Origin of the sequence: Shewanella sp. NFH-SH190041 (assembly GCF_024363255.1) — a bacterium.
Taxonomy (GTDB): domain Bacteria; phylum Pseudomonadota; class Gammaproteobacteria; order Enterobacterales; family Shewanellaceae; genus Shewanella.
In genome coordinates, this window is sequence record NZ_AP026070.1 from 269,843 (window position 1) to 288,390 (window position 18,548).

Consider the following 18,548-nt stretch of genomic DNA (forward strand, 5'->3'; position numbering starts at 1 on the left):
TGATAAAATAAACATTTGTGCCTGATAAGCATTATGTTTGGGTATTATCGAATGATAGGTTATACGTCAGGCCACAGTATGAATGTAGCACTGTGACCTGATAGGAAAGCTGTGGATAAACATTAACAATGTAACTCACCCAATTAATTGGGGGTTTAGCAAATTGTTGTGTTACTTAGGTCGTGAATACCAGCTAGCGCATGGTAACAGACAATCACCACACCTGATTTTCGTCAAATGCCTGAAAACTCTTCTGTGATGTAGCCTTTTTGATAAATCCTAGAGAAATCTTTTAAAACCACGCTAATCCATTGTTTTTAATCTGAGGTGTAGTTGTCTTCCCCAACAGTTTTATCAGCAAACTCAGCAACTTTTATTTCATAATCGACATAGCAATCAAGTTGATGGGGATCTACGTGGCTTGATGTGGGTAGTTCATAGGTAATTATATTACCTTCCTTATCCTTTCTATTTTTATTGTAGATAAAGAATTCGGCGTATCTATTTGGAGATACACCCTCAAAATTTTGAAGTAAGAGTTTGTCTTCAGACTTATTGTCTACGTGACATATAGCATCATCATGCAGATCCATTGCTAGGCTTTTTTCATAAGGCTCAATATAAACAACTCGATCAATACCTGCCGCAACTATATGCCTAGCACAGTTATGGCAAGGGTATGTTGTACAGTAAAGAGTCTTGCCTACAGAGTTAGAGCCCGAGCGACGAGCGAGAGATATGATAGCATCCATCTCTGCGTGTATTGCACGTGAGTACTCTATCAGAGACTTAGCTTTTGAATTATTAAATATTTTATCAGCAATGCCATCAGGGTTATCAATACCCTCATCTTTTAAAATCTTTTTTATTTGACTTTTTAGTAGAAGTTTATGCTTGTCGTTCTGGCAGCCTGTTTTGTTATAGCATCTTTTGTCTTTCTCACTATCTGCATCGTATAAGCCGCCCCTATATTTTGGCACATCGTTACACCCCGTAGCGATTATCTGCCCCATATTGTCCATTATGGCCGCGCCGACTTGTCTAGATAGACATGCGGAGGCGAGAGACGAAGAGTAGGCGGCATACAGTCCTTTCTCATCTCGTTTAGGAGTTATATTTCCAACACCATGAATAAGGTTAATAAAGCGCTTTATAGACAAGTTTAGCTGTTCAGTTTCGTCGAGGTTGCGAATAAAATAGTCAGCCATTTGGATGGCTTTTTCTACATGTTGGCCATGCTTGTCGTTACTGTTTCTATCTCTTTCGAGCAGATTTGTTACATCAGCTGGGTTTGATATGCCTTCTTCTTTGAGATTTTTCTCTCGCTCACTTTGAGTTCGTAGAAGTCCTATCAGATAAAAGTTGTTTCTGTACACCTCTTTAAATAGCTCAACTTCTTCGTGGTGTTTAATTTGATCGACTACATAAGCAACCTTTTTGGTTACTTTCACTGCTTTCCCACTTTCTTCACCATTTCCAAACAATGTATTTCTGATGAGGCCAACTCTTCTTATCCCCATTTCTGCGACAGTTGTGTTTGAATTATTTTTTCTGAGTTTGTCACCCAAGTTTTGTAGAGTGTTATAGCGCTCAAAGCCTTCAAGGGTAAGTATGCTATCTGGATCACTTTGAGTGTTAGCTATTAGCTCACTTAGGCGTATATGCTCGACGTGATAGTTGGCTTGTTTTAACTCTTTAATTACAGCTGTCTTGAGTCTTTTGACACCAGCTCCAATCGCTCCACATAGGCCGATAATCAATTCTTGAGAGTGTCTTGAGCGGATAGCTTCTAAGGAGTTTTTATAAGCACTATTTGAAGCTTCGGAGTTTGCCGAAGTAGGGATTTCGACGACTGTTTGTGTTTGTACGGACATTGCAGTACCTGTTATTAAAGTAGACAGGTACTAGTATGAAAAAGATGGGTATTACCAATCAAGTTGTTGCGCTGCTAGTTTCATATTTTTCTTAGCTGTTTCAAATGCGATCGCTTTTTTCTTCGCGTTCAAAGAGTGTACAGATGCAGACTCTCGACCTCTTTGAGAGGATTCTTTGTTTGTCTTTACTGCGCTGTGCGACATTAAGCTTACGACACCCATACTTTCCACCTTGAAAAAAAAACGTGTAAATTATACACAGACATTCCCTGCTTTCAACATGCTATACATGAGATTTCTTAAACAAAGTATCATTTTTAGTTTAGCAGAGACAAACTAAGATGGTTCTTAAAACTAAAATCTTTGAAGCTAAACCAAAGAACTTTCGATATGCAGACTAACCTGCCCCCGCTTTCTAATCCACCGACAACGTTAGTAATGTTCATCAACTAATGAGGAAGATGAGCATGAAAAAGCGATTCAACGAACAGCAGAGCGTTACCATTCTCAAAGCGGCAGAAGCTGGCGTTCCTGTTCAAAGAACTCTGTCGCAAGTATAACATTTCCGATGCCCGATGTCTGAAAGCATTAGAAGAAGCGGACAGAAGAAAATCCACGCCTGAAGAAGTTGCTGGCGGCGTCGATGTTGGATGCGGGAGCGCTTAAAGTCATTCTTAACCAAAATACTGACTGTCGATGACAAGTGCAAGGATGCGCATATAATGCAGGATGTCTTGAAGATATCAAAGAACTCGCCTTCGAACGGCCTCGGTTTGGTTACCGCTGTGTAGTGACAACCCTGATCTCTATGAAACATCACATTCTTTGGTTGTCCCCGATACTCAAATGCCATTGTTAGTGCCTGGCAGGTGAGATTGCTGTCCGGCGACAAACTCATTGCCCAGCCAATAGGTTTACGGGCAAACAGATCTATCACCACCACGAGATAAGCCCAGCGGTTACCCGGCCAGATAAAGCTAACATCGCCATACCAGATCTGATTCGGCGCAGTGGCGGCAAACTGCCTGTTGAGTATGTTCGGAATAGTAAGGTGCTCCTGTGTTGCTTTCCGATATGCATGTTTCGGTAACTGGCGACTGAACAGATTCAGGGCTTTCATCAACCTGCCTGCACGGTAACGGCTCAGTGTGATGTTATGGGACTCGTCATTCGTGATGATGTCAGAAATAGTTCTAGCTCCGGCAGAACCACCACTGAGACGGTATGCTTCACGCACTAAGTACGTAGCCTGACAGCTTCAGGTGATGGGCGTTTGTCACGCTGCTGCCAGTATTTAAATGTGCTGCGGTGGACATCCAGTACCGTGCACAAATGGCTAATCGAATAGCGGCGCTTATTGCTCTGACTCAGCCTCTCGATTAACGAAAGTATTTCATGGAGTCCGACATCAACAGAGCAGAAGCCTTTTTTAAAATTTCCTTTTCTAACTTAAGGCGTTCAACTTGCTTTTTCAGTTCGTAAATTTCCCGCTGCTCAGGCGTCATTGGCGTAGCTTTAGGGGCCTTACCTGCACGTTCCTCACGCAGTTGCCGTACCCATTTACCAAGCGTTGAATATCCAACACCCATTGCTTCGGCTGCTTCTTTATGTGTATACCCTTGGTCGAGTACCAGTTGAGCTGTTTCCAGTCTGAATTCCGGACTGAAATTCGGGCCTTTTTTCTTTGCTATCTTGTCACCTAATCTTGTCATGCTGCCATCATAGCAGCTCTAATCAGGTGGCCAAATTCACTATGCCACTACAGTTTTAGTGGTTGAGTTCTTGGGCACTCGGATGCGCAGATCTGAAGTCTGCACAGTGAACTTCGGCATCATATGGGCCAGCATGCCGTGACTTTTGACCTGTACGAACTCAATCTCAAATGGCTTATGGATTTCGGTGATCGGGTACAGGCGCTCATGTGCAGCCCATAGGTAAAACTGCACAACATGGCTCATGTAGGTGTTTGCTGTAGAGTACGCCAACTCACCTGATTTTACGCTTTGCAGCAGCTCATCATTGCGGAAACGGTAGGTGGGCTTTAGTCCTTTCACCGGTGGGAATTCGTCCCTGGTCAATGCCTCTCTGTCTAGAAATGACCAGTATCGAAGCAATGCACGTGAATAGGAACTGAGGTCTTAGAGGCGTTTGGTTGCTGACAGGTGGATGAACCATTGATTGACCGGCTCAATGTACTGGCCTTGTCCGTCATACAGCGTTGGTAGTGGCCCCAGGTTTCGACCGCCCTCGAAATGGATTAGGTCCGCTTCTTGCCGGATAACACCACCAATGAACACGTCACTGGATTGCAAAAGCCTAGCCATCATATCTCCTTATGATTGAGCTTACTGAGCGCTGTATAGAAAAAAGGCTAGAAGGTAGCCTTCTAGCCTAAATTACGCTTTTTCCAGAGTTTTACAACACGTGGAGGTGGCTTTTCGACACTATCACCTGAGGGTAACAAACTCTTCAGCGCCTGTGGGGTGGATGGCCACTGTGGCATCAAAGTCGGCCTTAGTCGCGCCCATTTTGATGGCAACGGCGAAACCTTGCAGGATTTCATCCATACCAAATCCGATGCCGTGGATCCCAACTACTTTTTCCTCTTCACCCACACACACCAGCTTAAATTTACATTCTTGACGATGGGCAGTAATGGCGGTGTACATGGAGGCAAAGGTTGAAGTGTAGACTTTGACCTTATCTTGGCCATATTGCTCAATGGCTTGTGGCTCACTCAGGCCCATAGTGCCGATAGGTGGATGGCTAAATACCACCGTAGGAATACAGTGATAATCCATCGCTGCATCAGACATATTGTTAAACAGGCGCTCTGACAGTAACCGGCCCGCTTTCACCGCGACTGGGGTCAGTTCCACCCCGCCCGCCATAATATCACCAACGCAATAGACGCCTTCTGCGGAAGTATTTTGCTGGGCATCGGCAAAGACGAAACCGCGTTCATCCAGAGTGACATCGGTATTTTCTAGCCCAATATTGCCCGTTGCTGGATGGCGGCCAATGGCCCAGATCAAGCAGTCAACGTCATGGCTGTTACCGTTTTCCAATGTCAGCGTCAGGCTGCCATCACTGTTTTTACTGACGGATTGGGGAATGCTGAAGGTATGCAGCATTGGACCTTCTTTGGCCATTTGTGCCACTAAAGTGTCACTTAGTAGCGGATCGAAATTACGCAGCGGCGCATGTTTGCGGACAAACAGGTGGGTCTCACTGCCAAGGGCGTGTAATACCCCGGCAATTTCTACGGCAATATATCCGGCACCGACAATGGCAACCCGCTTAGGTTGCTGTTGCAGCGCAAAGAAACCATCGGAATCAATGCCGTATTCAGCCCCAGGAATATTAGGGATGGTTGGTCGGCCGCCGGTGGCGATAAGAATATGATCAGCAGTGTATTGCTCGCCATCAACATCAATGGTGTGGTTATCAACAAAGCGGCCATAGCCATGTACCACGGTGACATTATTACTGGCCAGTCCCCGCTCATAGGCCCCGTGAATACGGTCAATATAGGCAGTGCGACTGTTAACCAATGTTTGCCAGTCAAATTTATTTAGGGTGACATCAAAGCCGTAATCTTTGGCGTAGAGGTGCATGGCTTCAGCTACTTGAGCACCATACCACATCACTTTTTTCGGCACGCAGCCAACATTGACACAGGTGCCACCCAGTGCTTTACCTTCGATCAGCAAAACTTTTGCGCCGCGCATTGCGGCCCGGTTAGCAGATGCAATCCCACCACTGCCTGCACCCAGGCAGATATAATCAAAGTGTTGTGCCATGTTGTACTCCATTTTCAAGTTAGCCGGCGGCGCATCGGATGTGAGGGCCGGAAAAAACTGCTGCACAGCATACTGCCAAATTCTGCCCAAGAGTGACAGTGTCTGATGCTATTGTGTTGTTTCTGTTTAATCTATTCTCAACCTTGGCGGGCTCTAGACCTGATGCAATGTTGCTTTCACTTAAGTTACTTTCACTTAACGCGGTTCTTGTTTGGCGCTAAGGATTTATCGCTTAGGGGTTAGCGCTTGATTTGGCAACGGGCGTGATCTCCCGCTTCAGGTCCTTTCCCGGCACAATCGAGACAACGCCATTCTTTACGACGCAGTGTCAGCTCCCGTTGCTGGTGGCCATACCTTTGTTGCTGCTGTATTTGCAGCTGCTTTAAGCGCTGATCTAGCCAGCGGCAGGTCGGGTCATTTGCGACGGTTATCCGCCCTGTGCTTCTAGCTTTACTTTTCCCTTTTCCTGCATGGTTCCGCTGGGACGATGGCGCCGGGTTGCTGCGCGGTTTAATTGGGCTTTGTTTCGGTGCTTGATAATGCATTGCGCCTTGGTGTTGTTGCGGGAGTGCCATTGGTTGACCGTTAGCATCAAGTAAAGTCCCTAAGGGCAGTGTTTTGGGTGTTTCTGATGCTGAGTCTTCAGGTTTTAATGATGCAATATCGGGCGCGCCAATAGTGAACATTGGTGATAGAGATAGCATCAGTAAGAGTAATAACCGCGCGGGAATAACAGCAGCAAAGCGGGTAAGCATATGCAAAGAGGTGTTGGGGACAGGTGGCTTGAGTATAGTCAGTGCACTGAATTATCGCGGGAAATACTGCCGTCCGTGGCAGGGGTAGGGTAAAGCTGAAGTCTTTATCCCTTAACGCCAGGTGAAGTTAATGCCCGCATAGGTTTGGTTCATATCAGCACCAGGCGCGGCATCGCGTTTTAGGTTAGTTTGGGCAATGCTGTGGCTAACCACGGCACCAAGGCTAATATGGGATGTCAGCTGATAATTGGCATTAATACCCAGTTCAAAGTTATTCGGGCCGTTATAACTTTCAGTGATGGCACCAAAGTCCACCACTTCCTGCACATAAGGATTTAGTGTGAACTGCTCATTAACTTGGAAGTTACCGGTAAGCGAGAACTGCAGGTAATACCCTTTTGCTTCTGTGGCATAGGAGTAATAAATTTCCGGGGTCAGCCAGTCGATGCCATTGTAATCCAGCGCAGCGGTTAGATTATTATCATGGCCACGTTCATCAGCCCAAGACTCAACCCGCTCATATCCCAGTGTGGTACTGAAATCCACTGGTAAATCGACAGTGTAATTCAGGCCAGCATTCAGCTCGGTATATTTAACACTGTCACCGCGGCCGACTTTGATATAACCGTTCAGCCCATCTTGACTGACATTAGCTTCCCCCCAGAAAATGCCCCCTTTTTCGAGGTTGTTCACCCCTTCAGAGAGATATCGGGAGTCCCAGCGACCGGTAAACTCAATATCGGCTGCCTGGGCGGCTAATGGGGCAGCGCACAGGAGTGTTAACAGGGAAGTGGAAAGAAGCGTACGGTTCATCTGCAAGGGCCTTATTCGGTAATTTGTATCAGTGGCCGCATCATAATGAAAAATTTGTAATAACAAATGAGATTTATTTTCATTTGTGTTCAGTGGCGCAAAATTTGTGACCGGCAAATGAAGCTTTTGCAATTTGTGACACCTTGCTCACATTAGTTCAGAATAATATGTTAAGCACAGGAAAATACGAGGGTTTAAGCTTGATTATTCAACATTCCGCCCCTATTTATACTCTATTGGCGCAAGCAACATCTAAGGAACCAGTATGACCAACCCTTTACTGCGTAGCAATGAGCTACCGGTGTTTTCAGAGATAAAACCCGAACATATTCAAGAGGCTGTTGAACTGGCTATCCAGCGTTGCCGGGATAAAATTGAACAGGTTACCATTCGTCAGCAGGGCTATACCTGGGATAATCTGGTGGAGCCACTGGATGAGACCGATGATGCCTTGAATCAGATTTGGTCGCCAGTTTCCCATATGAATTCTGTTTTGAGCACAGATGAATGGCGTCAGGCCCATGATGCCTGTCTGCCCCTGTTGTCAGACTATGGTACCTGGGTGGGACAGCATCAAGGCCTATATCAGGCCTATAAGGAACTGCATGAATCCGCCGAGTTTGCCACGTTAACCAAGCCACAGCAGACCTATATTGAAAACAGTCTGCGGGATTTTGAGCTGTCCGGTATTGGTCTGGAAGATGAGCAGAAAGTGCGTTATGGCGAAATTGCCAAGCGCTTGTCTGAACTGACCAGCACATTCTCTAATCAACTGTTAGATGCCACCCATGCCTGGAGCAAGCTGATCACTGACGAAGCTGAGCTGGCGGGGTTGCCCGATTCAGCTAAAGCGGCAGCAAAAGCCATGGCTGAGGCCAAAGAGCAACAAGGCTGGCTCTTTACCTTGGATTTTCCGTCTTATTTGCCGGTAATGACGTACAGTGAAAATCGGTCACTACGGGAAGAAATGTACCGAGCCTATGTCACCCGGGCATCGGATCAGGGGCCAAATGCCGGTGAGTTTGATAACTCGGCGGTGATGGAAGAAATTATGGCGCTGCGCCATGAATTGGCTAATCTGCTGGGCTTTGCCAGCTATGCGGATAAATCCCTTGCCACCAAGATGGCAGAATCCCCTGAGCAGGTGATGGCGTTTTTGAATGAGCTGGCGCTGCGCTCGAAAAAACAGGGTGAAACCGAATTAGCCGAGTTACAGGCATTTGCTAAACAAGAATACGGTGTGGCGGAGTTAGCCCCGTGGGATATGGGTTACTACGGCGAGCAACTGCAGCAGCACAAGTATGAAATTTCCCAGGAAGATCTGCGCCCTTATTTCCCAGAAGACAGAGTGCTACATGGTTTGTTCTACACCGTGTCCCGGCTGTTCGGTCTGAAAATCGAAGAGCAAAAAGACTTTGATCGTTGGCATAAAGATGTGCGTTTCTTCCATATTTATGATGCTGATGGTGAGCACCGTGGCAGCTTCTATCTGGATCTTTATGCTCGTAGCGGCAAACGTGGCGGTGCATGGATGGATGAGTGTCGGGTACGGCGCACAACCAGCAATGGCCTGCAAAAGCCGGTTGCTTACCTGACCTGTAACTTTAATGCCCCTGTGGATGGTAAACCCGCGCTGTTTACCCACGATGAAGTGACCACCTTATTCCACGAATTTGGCCATGGTATTCACCATATGTTGACCCGTATCAATGTGGCCGGGGTATCTGGTATTAATGGTGTGCCATGGGATGCGGTGGAGCTGCCAAGTCAGTTTATGGAAAACTGGTGTTGGTCTGAAGAAGCGCTGGCAGAAATTTCCGGCCATTATGAAACCGGTGAACCACTGCCAAAAGCGATGCTGGATAAAATGCTGGCGGCGAAAAACTTCCAATCCGGCATGATGATGCTGCGTCAGTTGGAGTTTTCACTGTTTGATTTCCGTATTCACTTGGAATACAAACCTGAATTAGGCGCTCGTATTCAACAGATCCTTGATGAAGTCCGCAGTCAGGTCGCGGTGGTGAAGGCGGCAGATTTCAATCGCTTCCAGCACAGTTTCGCGCATATCTTTGCCGGTGGCTATGCGGCGGGCTATTACAGCTATAAGTGGGCAGAAGTTCTGTCTGCTGATGCTTTCTCCCGCTTTGAGGAAGAAGGGGTCTTCAACCCGTACACCGGGGCTGATTTCCTGCACAATATTCTGGAAATGGGCGGCAGTGAAGCACCTATGGCGCTGTTTAAACGCTTCCGTGGGCGTGAACCTCAGATTGATGCGCTGTTGCGTCACAGTGGCATTGCTACATAACAATCAATAGGTTAGCGACTGAGCGAAAAAGCGGCTTAGGCCGCTTTTTATTTTTGATGTTTAACCGAAAAACTGGAAGTGAATAGACAAGGGGATCGTGGTACAGAGATGAACGGCTCACAGCTTCAGATATGGGGCTGCTGCGGATGACATAAAAACTAACAGCAGAGCACCACGAAGCACTCGCCTCACTTGTTACACGAAGAGCACGAAGGCAAAAGCGAAGAAAATTTTAAAAAATGTAGTTTTTGATTTTGATCTTCTTCGCGCCTTTCGTGGTGAGTTTTTAAGGGCAAAAAGTGGATCTCACCACGAAGCGCTCGAAGGGTAAAAGCGCAGCTTCTTTGGGGGGACAGTTTTTATACTTTACGCCAATCCTTCGGCTCTGTTAGCCTGTGGGGCTCAGGGAAAGAAGGGATGCGCGACGAATGAATTTAATTTTCAGAATGCTATGGTTGTTTATTTGGCGTATCCGTCACTGCGGTAAAATTGGTTTTCTTGATACCAGTTCCATCAGTTATCGGGCATTGCCCACTGATTGTGATGTGAATCTACACCTGACAAACTCCCGATATCCCTCCTTTATGGATTTAGCCCGGACCTATCTGTTGGCGGAAATGGGGTTGTTAAAACCCTTTTTACGTAAGGGCTGGATGCCGATCGTCAATGCCTACGAATTTACCTATATCCGCGATATTAAACCGCTGCAGCGTTTCAGCGTCGAAACTAAAGTGGTGGGTTGGGATGACAAATATTTCTACATCGAGCAACGTTTTGTGTCCGACCGTGGGCTGCACTGTATCGCCCATGTGCGCGGGGTATTTGTCTGCCGTGGTAAACAGGTGCCGATTCCGGAGTTAGTCGCTGCCGCCGGGTATCAAGGGGAGGCACCGACACTGCCACCGGAAGTGGCGCAATGGAAGCGGATGTTGCAGATGAAAAAAGCCAGTAATCATGATAATAGCCGCAGAGATAAAGTGGCTTGAGGTGGTGCAATGAGTGCGATTTCAGGGAATTTGATTGAGCCCGGCAAAATCATTACCTTCAGCTTGAGCAATCTCATCTTGAACGAGCATCCAACTGGCGCGCATAGCAGCGCGGTGGCAGTAACTGTCTAAACGAGGTAATTGGCTTAGCTGGGATGCCAACCAAGGGTGGCGCAGACAGGGCAATAACGCACAGTCAGCTAGGGTTAAGTGGCCGCCGCAGAGCCACTCTTGCTCTGGCATCAGTTGCTGTTCTAGTAAAAACAGAAACTGCTGTAATTGATTTTCCAAGCGGCGCTGCTGCAGTTGATCTCCCCCGCCGGGTAACTCGGTCTGTTTATCCAGCGCAAATAACCTGTCATTTAAATCCGTGTCGATCATGCGATCAAACAATCTGACTTGCAGTTCTTGCTGGTGGTGCAGCGGGATCAGTGGATTGGCGCTGACGCAGCGGTTATCCAGATATTCAATAATGATGCTGGACTCTGGCAATGCTCGGCCTTCTGGCGTGATCAGCAGTGGTAGTTTGCAGTAAGGGTAGTGGCGGTAAAAATCCTGCCGGATCTGAGGATCGCGCAGATCGGTAAAATTGGCATTGAAGGCAACCTGTTTTTCAAACAAGGCGATCAATACCTTTTGCGAATAGCGTGACAAAGGATAGTAATACAGATCCAAAACCCTGACTCCATGGCGGCTGCAGAGCGGCAGTCTCTGTAATAACTCTAGTCGCTGTCCGGCCAGAGTAAACTTTTGGCTGACAATTTACCGGCCACTTGAGCTCTAGCGGCAAGATGGCAGAATCGATAAATCACCCTTTTACTTTTTCTATAACGTGATGAGCCCTGTGATGCTGCGGGCTGGTTGTTGGATGAGACAGAACAAAACAGACAGAGTAAAACAAACAGGCTACCGGGTAGGTAGCCTGAATCGGCGGGGGGATTACAGGGGATTAAAAGCTTTTACTGACGCCGAAAACTAATCGGTCATCAAAAATTACGGTTTGATCGCCGTATACCTTATGGTCTTTATCCACTGTACTGCCGTGATAGCGCAGGTCAAAATCCAATCCCAGGTAATGCTTCCCTAATCCCAAATTCCAGTGTGTCCAGCCTTCTGCGGCATTATCTGAGCTGTAAAGGTCTTGATATCCCACACTTCCTGACAAATTAAAGCCGCCGGGTAAGGTGTAGCTGGGGTGAATGGCGTAGTTGACCCCGTGCCAGCCGGTAACCCCGAACCAATCATCCAACGTTGGCGTTACCTCTAATTGCAGCTTGGCTGCACCAAACGTTTTGCCAACTCGCAGCCAGAGTTCGGTGTAGTTGGCGTAAGAGGCGTTGGGGTAGAGATAGGAAAAGACCATCACATCATAACTGAAACCGCTTTGACCAAATTCGCCAAATTTTCCGATGTAAGGGGCGGTGACGATTTCCAAATTGGGATCGCGAAATTTGATATTGGAAGCATAGAGCCCGCCATACCACCCCTGAGGATTGCTCCAGCCCAAGGTTCCCTGAACCACTGGGATTTCCCCGTCGAGGGTTTCAGACTCGCCGCGGAAAACATAATCCGTGGCAAACGTCAGTTTACCGGAAATGGTGCCGCCAGCGATCTGACCATCGTTATCATCAGCTACTGCCAGTGCAGGAAAAGATAATGCCAGCAGGCTTGCTGGCAGCAGAAGGGAAAGCGGTTTACACGTCATTACCAACCTCATTATTTCAACCGTCCCATTGAGTACTGCAGGCTTTTGAACCACAGGCAGTACTGTTATGGGCTGGCATGCTGCATAGGTAACTGGCAGGCAGAAGTCTCCCTCGCGAATAGGGGCTGCTTTACCAGTGGTTGAATGTTAATCAGTTTTATTAACAAGTTTGAATATAACGGCATGCTATGAATAGGATCCGCTTAGGTCATGAACAGTCTGCAATGATATGTGAAAAAACGTGAACAATATGAAAATGGAAGGTTTCTTATTGCTGGTTGTTAATATCAAGGCTCTGCTATGGGATGTTGTGGTCTGAATTTTTGAAACAAGGACAGTAAGAAAAAACTTTTGTTTATATAATCCAATGAATTTGCTTGTATTTCTAGTGTATTGGTAGCGCTTTTGATATTCAGCTTAGCATCTAGGTCATAGTACAGATAATTTTGCGTTCGCCGACGCAATGTTAATGAAAGGTTGTGTTTTTCTGCTGTATTTCTGCATTATTTTCATTCGTTTACACTTTCACACAAAGCCTGCCTTGTTGATGATTTTGCGGTATGAGATAAATGCCAGATATTTCCCTTATGAATAAATCTTAACTGCGGCGGGGCGATTGCCACCGGCTGGGTTGGTGTAGGAGTACGGATGCGGCAGAAATTAAAACTCGTTACCCCAGTGCTGATGGCGCTGGGACTGGCCGCCTGCAATCCCGGCGGTGCGTCGGAGCAGGCCGGAGGCCTGGGGCCACAGAGTGTCCCGGTTGATGTGATTGAAGTCAGTACCAAGGTACAGCCGATTACGCTGGAATTGCCGGGCCGTAGCCGAGCTTATCTGGAGGCGGAAGTGCGCCCTCAGGTTAGCGGCATTATCACGGCTCGCAGCTTTACTGAAGGTGGGCAGGTCACAGCCGGTCAGTCACTGTATCAAATCGATGCAGCTCCTTATGAAGCAGCCCTAGTCAGTGCCCGTGCGGAGCTGCAACGCGCTAAAGCGGCGCTGGCATCAACCCGGGCGACGGCCACTCGTTTTGCAGAATTGGTGAAGACCAAGGCCGTCAGTCAGCAGGATTATGATCAGGCGCAAGCGGCTTATCTTGAGGCTAAAGCCAGTGTGGCCGTTGCCAAAGCAGCCATTAACACCGCTGAGATTAATCTGGAATATACCCGGGTTGCTGCGCCCATTGCCGGGCGTATCGGTAAGTCTAATGTGACACCGGGGGCGCTGGTCGGCGCCGGACAAGCCCAGCCGCTGGCACAGATTTCTCAGCTCGATCCCATCAATGTGGATATTGTCCAGTCCAGCACCCAAATGTTGCGCCTCAAGCAGCGCATTGCTTCCGGGACATTAGCCCAGCCCCAGAGTGCCAGTGTGACATTAATTCTCGAAGATGGCTCTGTGTATCACCATCAGGGAAAGCTGCAGTTTTCTGAAGTCACTGTTAATGAAGATACCGGCGCGGTCGGGTTGCGGGCGGAATTCCCTAACCCAGATGGTCTGCTGCTGCCGGGCATGTTTGTGCGCACCATAGTGACAGTGGGCACCGATCCCCACGCCATTTTGGTGCCGCAAAAAGCCATTACCCGTAACCCGAAAGGTGAAGGGGTGGCCATGGTGGTGAGCGCTGACAATAAAGTGGAGGCCCGGACGGTGGAAACCGCTGAGGCGATAGATAACCAGTGGCTGGTGACCAAAGGATTGCAGGCGGGGGATCGCCTGATTGTGGCAGGCTTACAAAAAGTGCGGCCGGGGGCATCGGTAAGCCCCACAGACGTGACAGCACAGCAGGCAAAGTAACGGGGCGGGACTATGGCAAGATTCTTTATCGATCGCCCTATTTTCGCCTGGGTGATCGCCATTATTATTATGCTGGCGGGGGCGATGGCCATTAAGGGCTTACCGGTTTCCCAGTATCCGAGTATCGCACCGCCGACCGTGGTGATTGCGGCTAACTATCCGGGCGCATCGGCCAAAACGGTGGAAGACTCGGTCACCCAGGTGATTGAGCAGCGCATGACCGGGCTGGATCATTTGCGCTATATCAAATCCAGCAGTGACAGCTTTGGTAATGCGGAAATTACTCTGACCTTTAATGCCGAGGCGGATGTGGATATCGCCCAGGTGCAGGTGCAAAACAAGCTGCAGCTGGCGATGCCATTGCTGCCGCAGGAAGTGCAGGCGCAGGGGATCAGCGTGAATAAAGCCGGCACCGGCTTTTTGATGGTGCTGGGGTTTGTTTCCCAAGATGGTTCTATGGATAAAGCGGATATTGCCGACTATGTGGCGGCCAATATTCAGGATCCTATGAGCCGGGTTGCCGGGGTGGGGGATATCACCCTGTTCGGTTCCCAATATGCTATGCGGATCTGGCTTGACCCGTTGAAGTTGACCCAATACCGCTTGACCACCAATGACATTATTATGGCGATCCGCGAGCAAAACGCCCAAGTGTCAGCCGGTCAACTGGGGGGAACACCATCGGTTAAAGGGCAGCAACTGAACGCCACTATTTCGGCCCAAAGCCGTCTGCACAGTGCTGAAGAGTTTCGCAATATTGTGCTGAAATCCGATGCCAGTGGTGCCAAGGTATTGCTTGGCGATGTGGCGCAAGTGGAAGTGGGCGCTGAAAGCTATATGGTGACCTCTTTCTACAATGGTCGCCCTGCTGCCGGTATGGCTATCCAGTTGGCTACCGGCGCCAATGCGCTGGATACCGCGACAGCGGTGATGGATAAAATCAATGAGATGAAGCCTTTCTTCCCAGAAGGCTTGGATGTGGTGGTGCCGTTTGATACCACGCCATTTGTGGGTAAATCCATTGAAGGCGTGGTGCACACTCTGCTGGAAGCTGTGGTGCTGGTCTTTTTGATTATGTTCCTGTTCCTGCAGAACTTCCGCGCTACGCTGATCCCGATGATCGCCGTGCCGGTTGTATTGCTCGGCACCTTTGGGATCTTGGCGGTTGCCGGGTTCTCCATCAATACCCTGACCATGTTCGCCATGGTGCTGGCCATCGGCCTGTTAGTGGATGATGCCATTGTGGTGGTGGAAAACGTTGAGCGGATCATGTCGGAAGAGGGCTGCAGCCCGCTGGAGGCCACCCGTAAATCCATGGATCAGATCACCGGCGCACTGGTGGGGATTGGTCTGACGCTGTCGGCAGTATTCGTACCTATGGCGTTTATGTCCGGCTCTACCGGGGTGATTTACCGTCAGTTCTCCATCACGATTGTCTCGGCTATGGCGCTATCGGTGCTGGTGGCGATGATCCTGACGCCAGCGCTGTGTGCCACCATGTTAAAGCCGGTATCTAAAGGGCATGCCTACACAGATAAAGGCTTTTTCGGCTGGTTTAACCGTACCTTTGACCGCTGGACCAACCGTTATGAAGCCAGTGTGGGCGGGATCTTAAAACGTACTGGCCGGGTGTTTGTGATTTATCTGGCGCTGGTGGTGGCAACCGGCTGGGTGTTCCTGCGGATGCCGACGGCTTTCTTACCCGATGAAGATCAGGGCATTTTGTTTACTCAGGTGATCCTGCCTGCCAACTCAACCCAACAGAGCACCCAGCAAGTACTGGATAAGGTGAGCGATTATCTGCTGAACAATGAAAAGCAGAATGTGGAGTCCGTGTTCTCGGTATCCGGTTTTAGTTTTGCCGGGATGGGGCAAAACATGGGGATCGCGTTCGTGGGGCTGAAGCCTTGGGAGCAGCGTACGGCCCCGGGGCAGGATGTGCAGTCAGTTGCCGGACGGGCGATGGGGTACTTCATGTCCATCAAGGAAGCCTTTGTGTTCGCCTTTGTGCCGCCAGCGGTATTGGAGCTGGGTACGGCCAATGGTTTTGACATGTTCCTGCAGGATAAAAATGGCCAAGGCCATGATGCCCTGATCGCCGCGCGTAACCAGTTATTGGGCATGGCGGGGCAGGATAAGAATCTGGTCGGGGTGCGGCCTAACGGTCAGGAAGATGCGCCTTTGTATCAGTTGCATATTGATCACAGCAAGCTGCGGGCATTGGGGCTGAACATCAATGATGTTAATGCTGTGCTGGCGACCGCATTCGGTGGCAGTTACGTCAATGACTATATTGATCGCGGCCGGGTGAAAAAGGTGTTTGTGCAGGGTGAAGCGCAATACCGTATGCAACCCGGGGATCTGGACAGTTGGCATGTGCGCAATAATCTGGGCGAAATGGTGCCATTTTCCGCCTTTGCTACCGGCAGTTGGGAATTTGGCCCGCCGCGGCTGGAGCGTTTTGGTGGCTTGCCAGCCGTGAATATTCAAGGGGCGACAGCGCCGGGATACAGTACCGGTGATGCCATGGATGCCATGGAAGCGATGGCGGCAAAATTGCCCGCGGGCTTTGGCATTGAATGGAATGGCTTGTCCTATGAGGAGCGGTTATCTGGCAATCAGGCGCCGATGTTGTATGCCCTGTCGATCCTGGTGGTGTTCCTCGTGTTGGCGGCCTTGTATGAGAGTTGGTCAGTGCCATTTGCTGTGATTTTGGTGGTACCACTGGGGATTATTGGTGCGCTGTTGGCGACCTATGGCCGCGGACTGAACAATGACGTGTTCTTCCAAGTGGGGCTGTTGACCACTGTGGGCTTGGCCACCAAGAACGCCATTTTGATTGTGGAATTTGCCAAGGAATACTATGAAAAAGGGGCAAGTCTGGTGGATGCGACTCTGCATGCGGTGCGGGTACGTTTGCGGCCAATTCTGATGACTTCGCTGGCATTTGGTCTGGGTGTTGTGCCATTGGCCATCAGTACTGGTGTGGGCTCTGGCGCGCAAAACGCCATTGGTACCGGTGTGGTGGGCGGGATGCTCAGCTCCACCTTCTTGGGGATTTTCTTTGTGCCACTCTTCTTTGTGATTGTGGAGCGGATCTTCAGTAAGCGCGAGCGAGATGCCAAAAAGGCTGCTAAGGCTAAATAGGCTGTCTTGACAGGTGTTATGGTGATTGAAAAAAACCGGCTTAGGCCGGTTTTTTTATGTTTGAGTATTAGGGGATTAGAGCCGATGGCGCAGTTCACAACTGAGCATCACCGCATCTGTGTGCAGATCCCGCACTTGGCATTCAGTTTCACTGATAAGGCCATAGGAAGCGCTGCCGCCATTACGAGGAATGGTGGTGGAACCGGGGTTGAAGTGCAGTATACCTTGCTTGTATTCAGCGACCGGAATATGGGTATGGCCATAGATAAAGCCGTCGTCGGGTAGCAGTTTAGGCATATGCTCTGGGTTGAATAGGTGACCGTGGGTCAGGAACAGGCGCATTTGGGGCAGGATCACCTGCTGAAATGGCGCCGTGATGGGAAAGTCCAGCAGCATCTGGTCGACTTCACTGTCACAATTGCCCCGCACAGCAATAATGCGATCAGCATAAGGATTGAGGGTTTCAGCCAGTTTAGCCGGATCATAACCCGCCGGAATCGCATTGCGCGGCCCGTGGTTAAGAATGTCCCCCAGTAGGATCAGGTAGCGGCTGCCGGATTGTTCAAAACGCTCCAGCATCAGCTGGGTGGCGGTCAGGGAACCGTGAAGGTCAGAGGCAATAAACAGTGTCATTAAATGGTGCCCGGGAAGAAAACTCAGAGGCTCAATATAACTCTGACAGCTGACAATGCAACTGAGCTTGCTATACCGCTCGTGTTTCAATTTTGCTCGCTTTTGATTCTGTTTGGAAAAGCCAAAGCGGATCACCACGAAGCGCACACTGCGTCTGCTACACGAAGACCACGAAGGGTAAAGATCAAAGTAAGAACAAAGCTGTTGTGATTAAAGGTCTTTGCTCTTTTTCGTGCCCTTTGTGAGTGAAACGCTTAGTGGTTGATTGCTTTTGATTCTGTTTGGGAAAGGCCACAGCGGATCACCACGAAGTGCAAACTGCGTTTGCTACACGAAGATCACGAAGGGAAAGAGCAAGAAAAGCTCATTTAATGCCTTTGCCCTTTTTCGTGCTCAATAACATCCCTGTTAAAAAACCAGTTCGCCAATCCTTGGCTCTCGCTCATAAGCATATGGCTGTGCCATATTCGCCGTGAACGTAGCGCAAATACATCCATGTATAACAGCCTGCTCGCCAATCCTTGGCTCTCGCTCATAAGCATATGGCTGCGCCATATTCGCCGTGGTTAATCGCTTTTGATTCTGTTTGGAAAAGCCAAAGCGGATCACCACGAAGCACAAACTGGGTTTGCTACACGAAGGCCACGAAGAGTAAAGATCAAGACATGAGCAAAGTGTTGTTTGTGAGTAGATGGAACGGTAATGCTTAAATGTCTCAATAAAAAAGCCA

At 48.9% G+C, this 18,548-nt stretch carries 12 protein-coding genes and 1 pseudogene; 4 read left to right on the forward strand and 9 right to left on the reverse strand.

Annotated elements, in window-relative coordinates; genetic code table 11:
* Positions 1 to 317: 317 nt before the first annotated feature.
* The 6 genes and pseudogenes from NFHSH190041_RS01300 to NFHSH190041_RS01325 form a co-directional block, all read right to left on the reverse strand.
* Entirely contained in the window at positions 318 to 1,874 is a 1,557-nt protein-coding gene (locus NFHSH190041_RS01300) for an anti-phage dCTP deaminase (RefSeq protein ID WP_261923530.1), read from the reverse strand.
* A gap of 781 nt (positions 1,875 to 2,655) precedes the next feature.
* Positions 2,656 to 3,565 (reverse strand): annotated as a pseudogene (locus NFHSH190041_RS01305) (IS3 family transposase); the annotation flags it as partial.
* A 60-nt stretch (positions 3,566 to 3,625) separates the two neighbouring features.
* Positions 3,626 to 3,952, reverse strand: a complete 327-nt coding sequence (locus tag NFHSH190041_RS01310) for a hypothetical protein (RefSeq protein ID WP_261923531.1) — start codon at positions 3,950 to 3,952, stop codon at positions 3,626 to 3,628.
* Between the two features lie 369 nt (positions 3,953 to 4,321).
* Entirely contained in the window at positions 4,322 to 5,677 is a 1,356-nt protein-coding gene (gorA, locus tag NFHSH190041_RS01315) for a glutathione-disulfide reductase (protein WP_261923532.1), read from the reverse strand.
* Positions 5,678 to 5,916: 239 nt separating this feature from the next.
* Complete coding sequence (locus NFHSH190041_RS01320; RefSeq protein WP_261923533.1) at positions 5,917 to 6,432, reverse strand: hypothetical protein; 516 nt, start codon at positions 6,430 to 6,432, stop codon at positions 5,917 to 5,919.
* 111 nt (positions 6,433 to 6,543) lie between these two features.
* Positions 6,544 to 7,245 carry a hypothetical protein gene (locus NFHSH190041_RS01325; RefSeq protein WP_261923534.1) on the reverse strand — a complete coding sequence of 234 codons (702 nt, stop codon included), beginning with the start codon at positions 7,243 to 7,245 and terminating at the stop codon, positions 6,544 to 6,546.
* A 265-nt stretch (positions 7,246 to 7,510) separates the two neighbouring features.
* On the opposite strand from NFHSH190041_RS01325, the gene prlC reads away from it, so the two are divergent.
* Together prlC and NFHSH190041_RS01335 are read left to right on the forward strand one after the other, a co-directional pair.
* Complete coding sequence (gene prlC, locus NFHSH190041_RS01330; protein WP_261923535.1) at positions 7,511 to 9,550, forward strand: oligopeptidase A; 2,040 nt, start codon at positions 7,511 to 7,513, stop codon at positions 9,548 to 9,550.
* 428 nt (positions 9,551 to 9,978) lie between these two features.
* Positions 9,979 to 10,536, forward strand: a complete 558-nt coding sequence (locus tag NFHSH190041_RS01335; protein ID WP_261923536.1) for a thioesterase family protein — start codon at positions 9,979 to 9,981, stop codon at positions 10,534 to 10,536.
* Between the two features lie 21 nt (positions 10,537 to 10,557).
* Here the strand turns inward: NFHSH190041_RS01335 and NFHSH190041_RS01340 are convergent, their stop codons facing one another.
* Positions 10,558 to 11,211 carry a glutathione S-transferase family protein gene (locus tag NFHSH190041_RS01340; RefSeq protein ID WP_261923537.1) on the reverse strand — a complete coding sequence of 218 codons (654 nt, stop codon included), beginning with the start codon at positions 11,209 to 11,211 and terminating at the stop codon, positions 10,558 to 10,560.
* A gap of 274 nt (positions 11,212 to 11,485) precedes the next feature.
* The gene (locus NFHSH190041_RS01345) at positions 11,486 to 12,241 is read right to left on the reverse strand and encodes a TorF family putative porin (RefSeq protein WP_261923538.1); all 756 of its coding nucleotides are present in this window, start codon (positions 12,239 to 12,241) and stop codon (positions 11,486 to 11,488) included.
* A 648-nt stretch (positions 12,242 to 12,889) separates the two neighbouring features.
* On the opposite strand from NFHSH190041_RS01345, the gene NFHSH190041_RS01350 reads away from it, so the two are divergent.
* Positions 12,890 to 14,038 carry an efflux RND transporter periplasmic adaptor subunit gene (locus NFHSH190041_RS01350; protein WP_261923539.1) on the forward strand — a complete coding sequence of 383 codons (1,149 nt, stop codon included), beginning with the start codon at positions 12,890 to 12,892 and terminating at the stop codon, positions 14,036 to 14,038.
* A 12-nt stretch (positions 14,039 to 14,050) separates the two neighbouring features.
* Positions 14,051 to 17,185 (forward strand): efflux RND transporter permease subunit, encoded by a 3,135-nt coding sequence (locus NFHSH190041_RS01355; RefSeq protein ID WP_261923540.1) that lies wholly within the window; start codon positions 14,051 to 14,053, stop codon positions 17,183 to 17,185.
* Between the two features lie 75 nt (positions 17,186 to 17,260).
* Here the strand turns inward: NFHSH190041_RS01355 and yfcE are convergent, their stop codons facing one another.
* Complete coding sequence (yfcE, locus tag NFHSH190041_RS01360) at positions 17,261 to 17,965, reverse strand: phosphodiesterase (protein ID WP_261923541.1); 705 nt, start codon at positions 17,963 to 17,965, stop codon at positions 17,261 to 17,263.
* Positions 17,966 to 18,548: the final 583 nt, after the last annotated feature.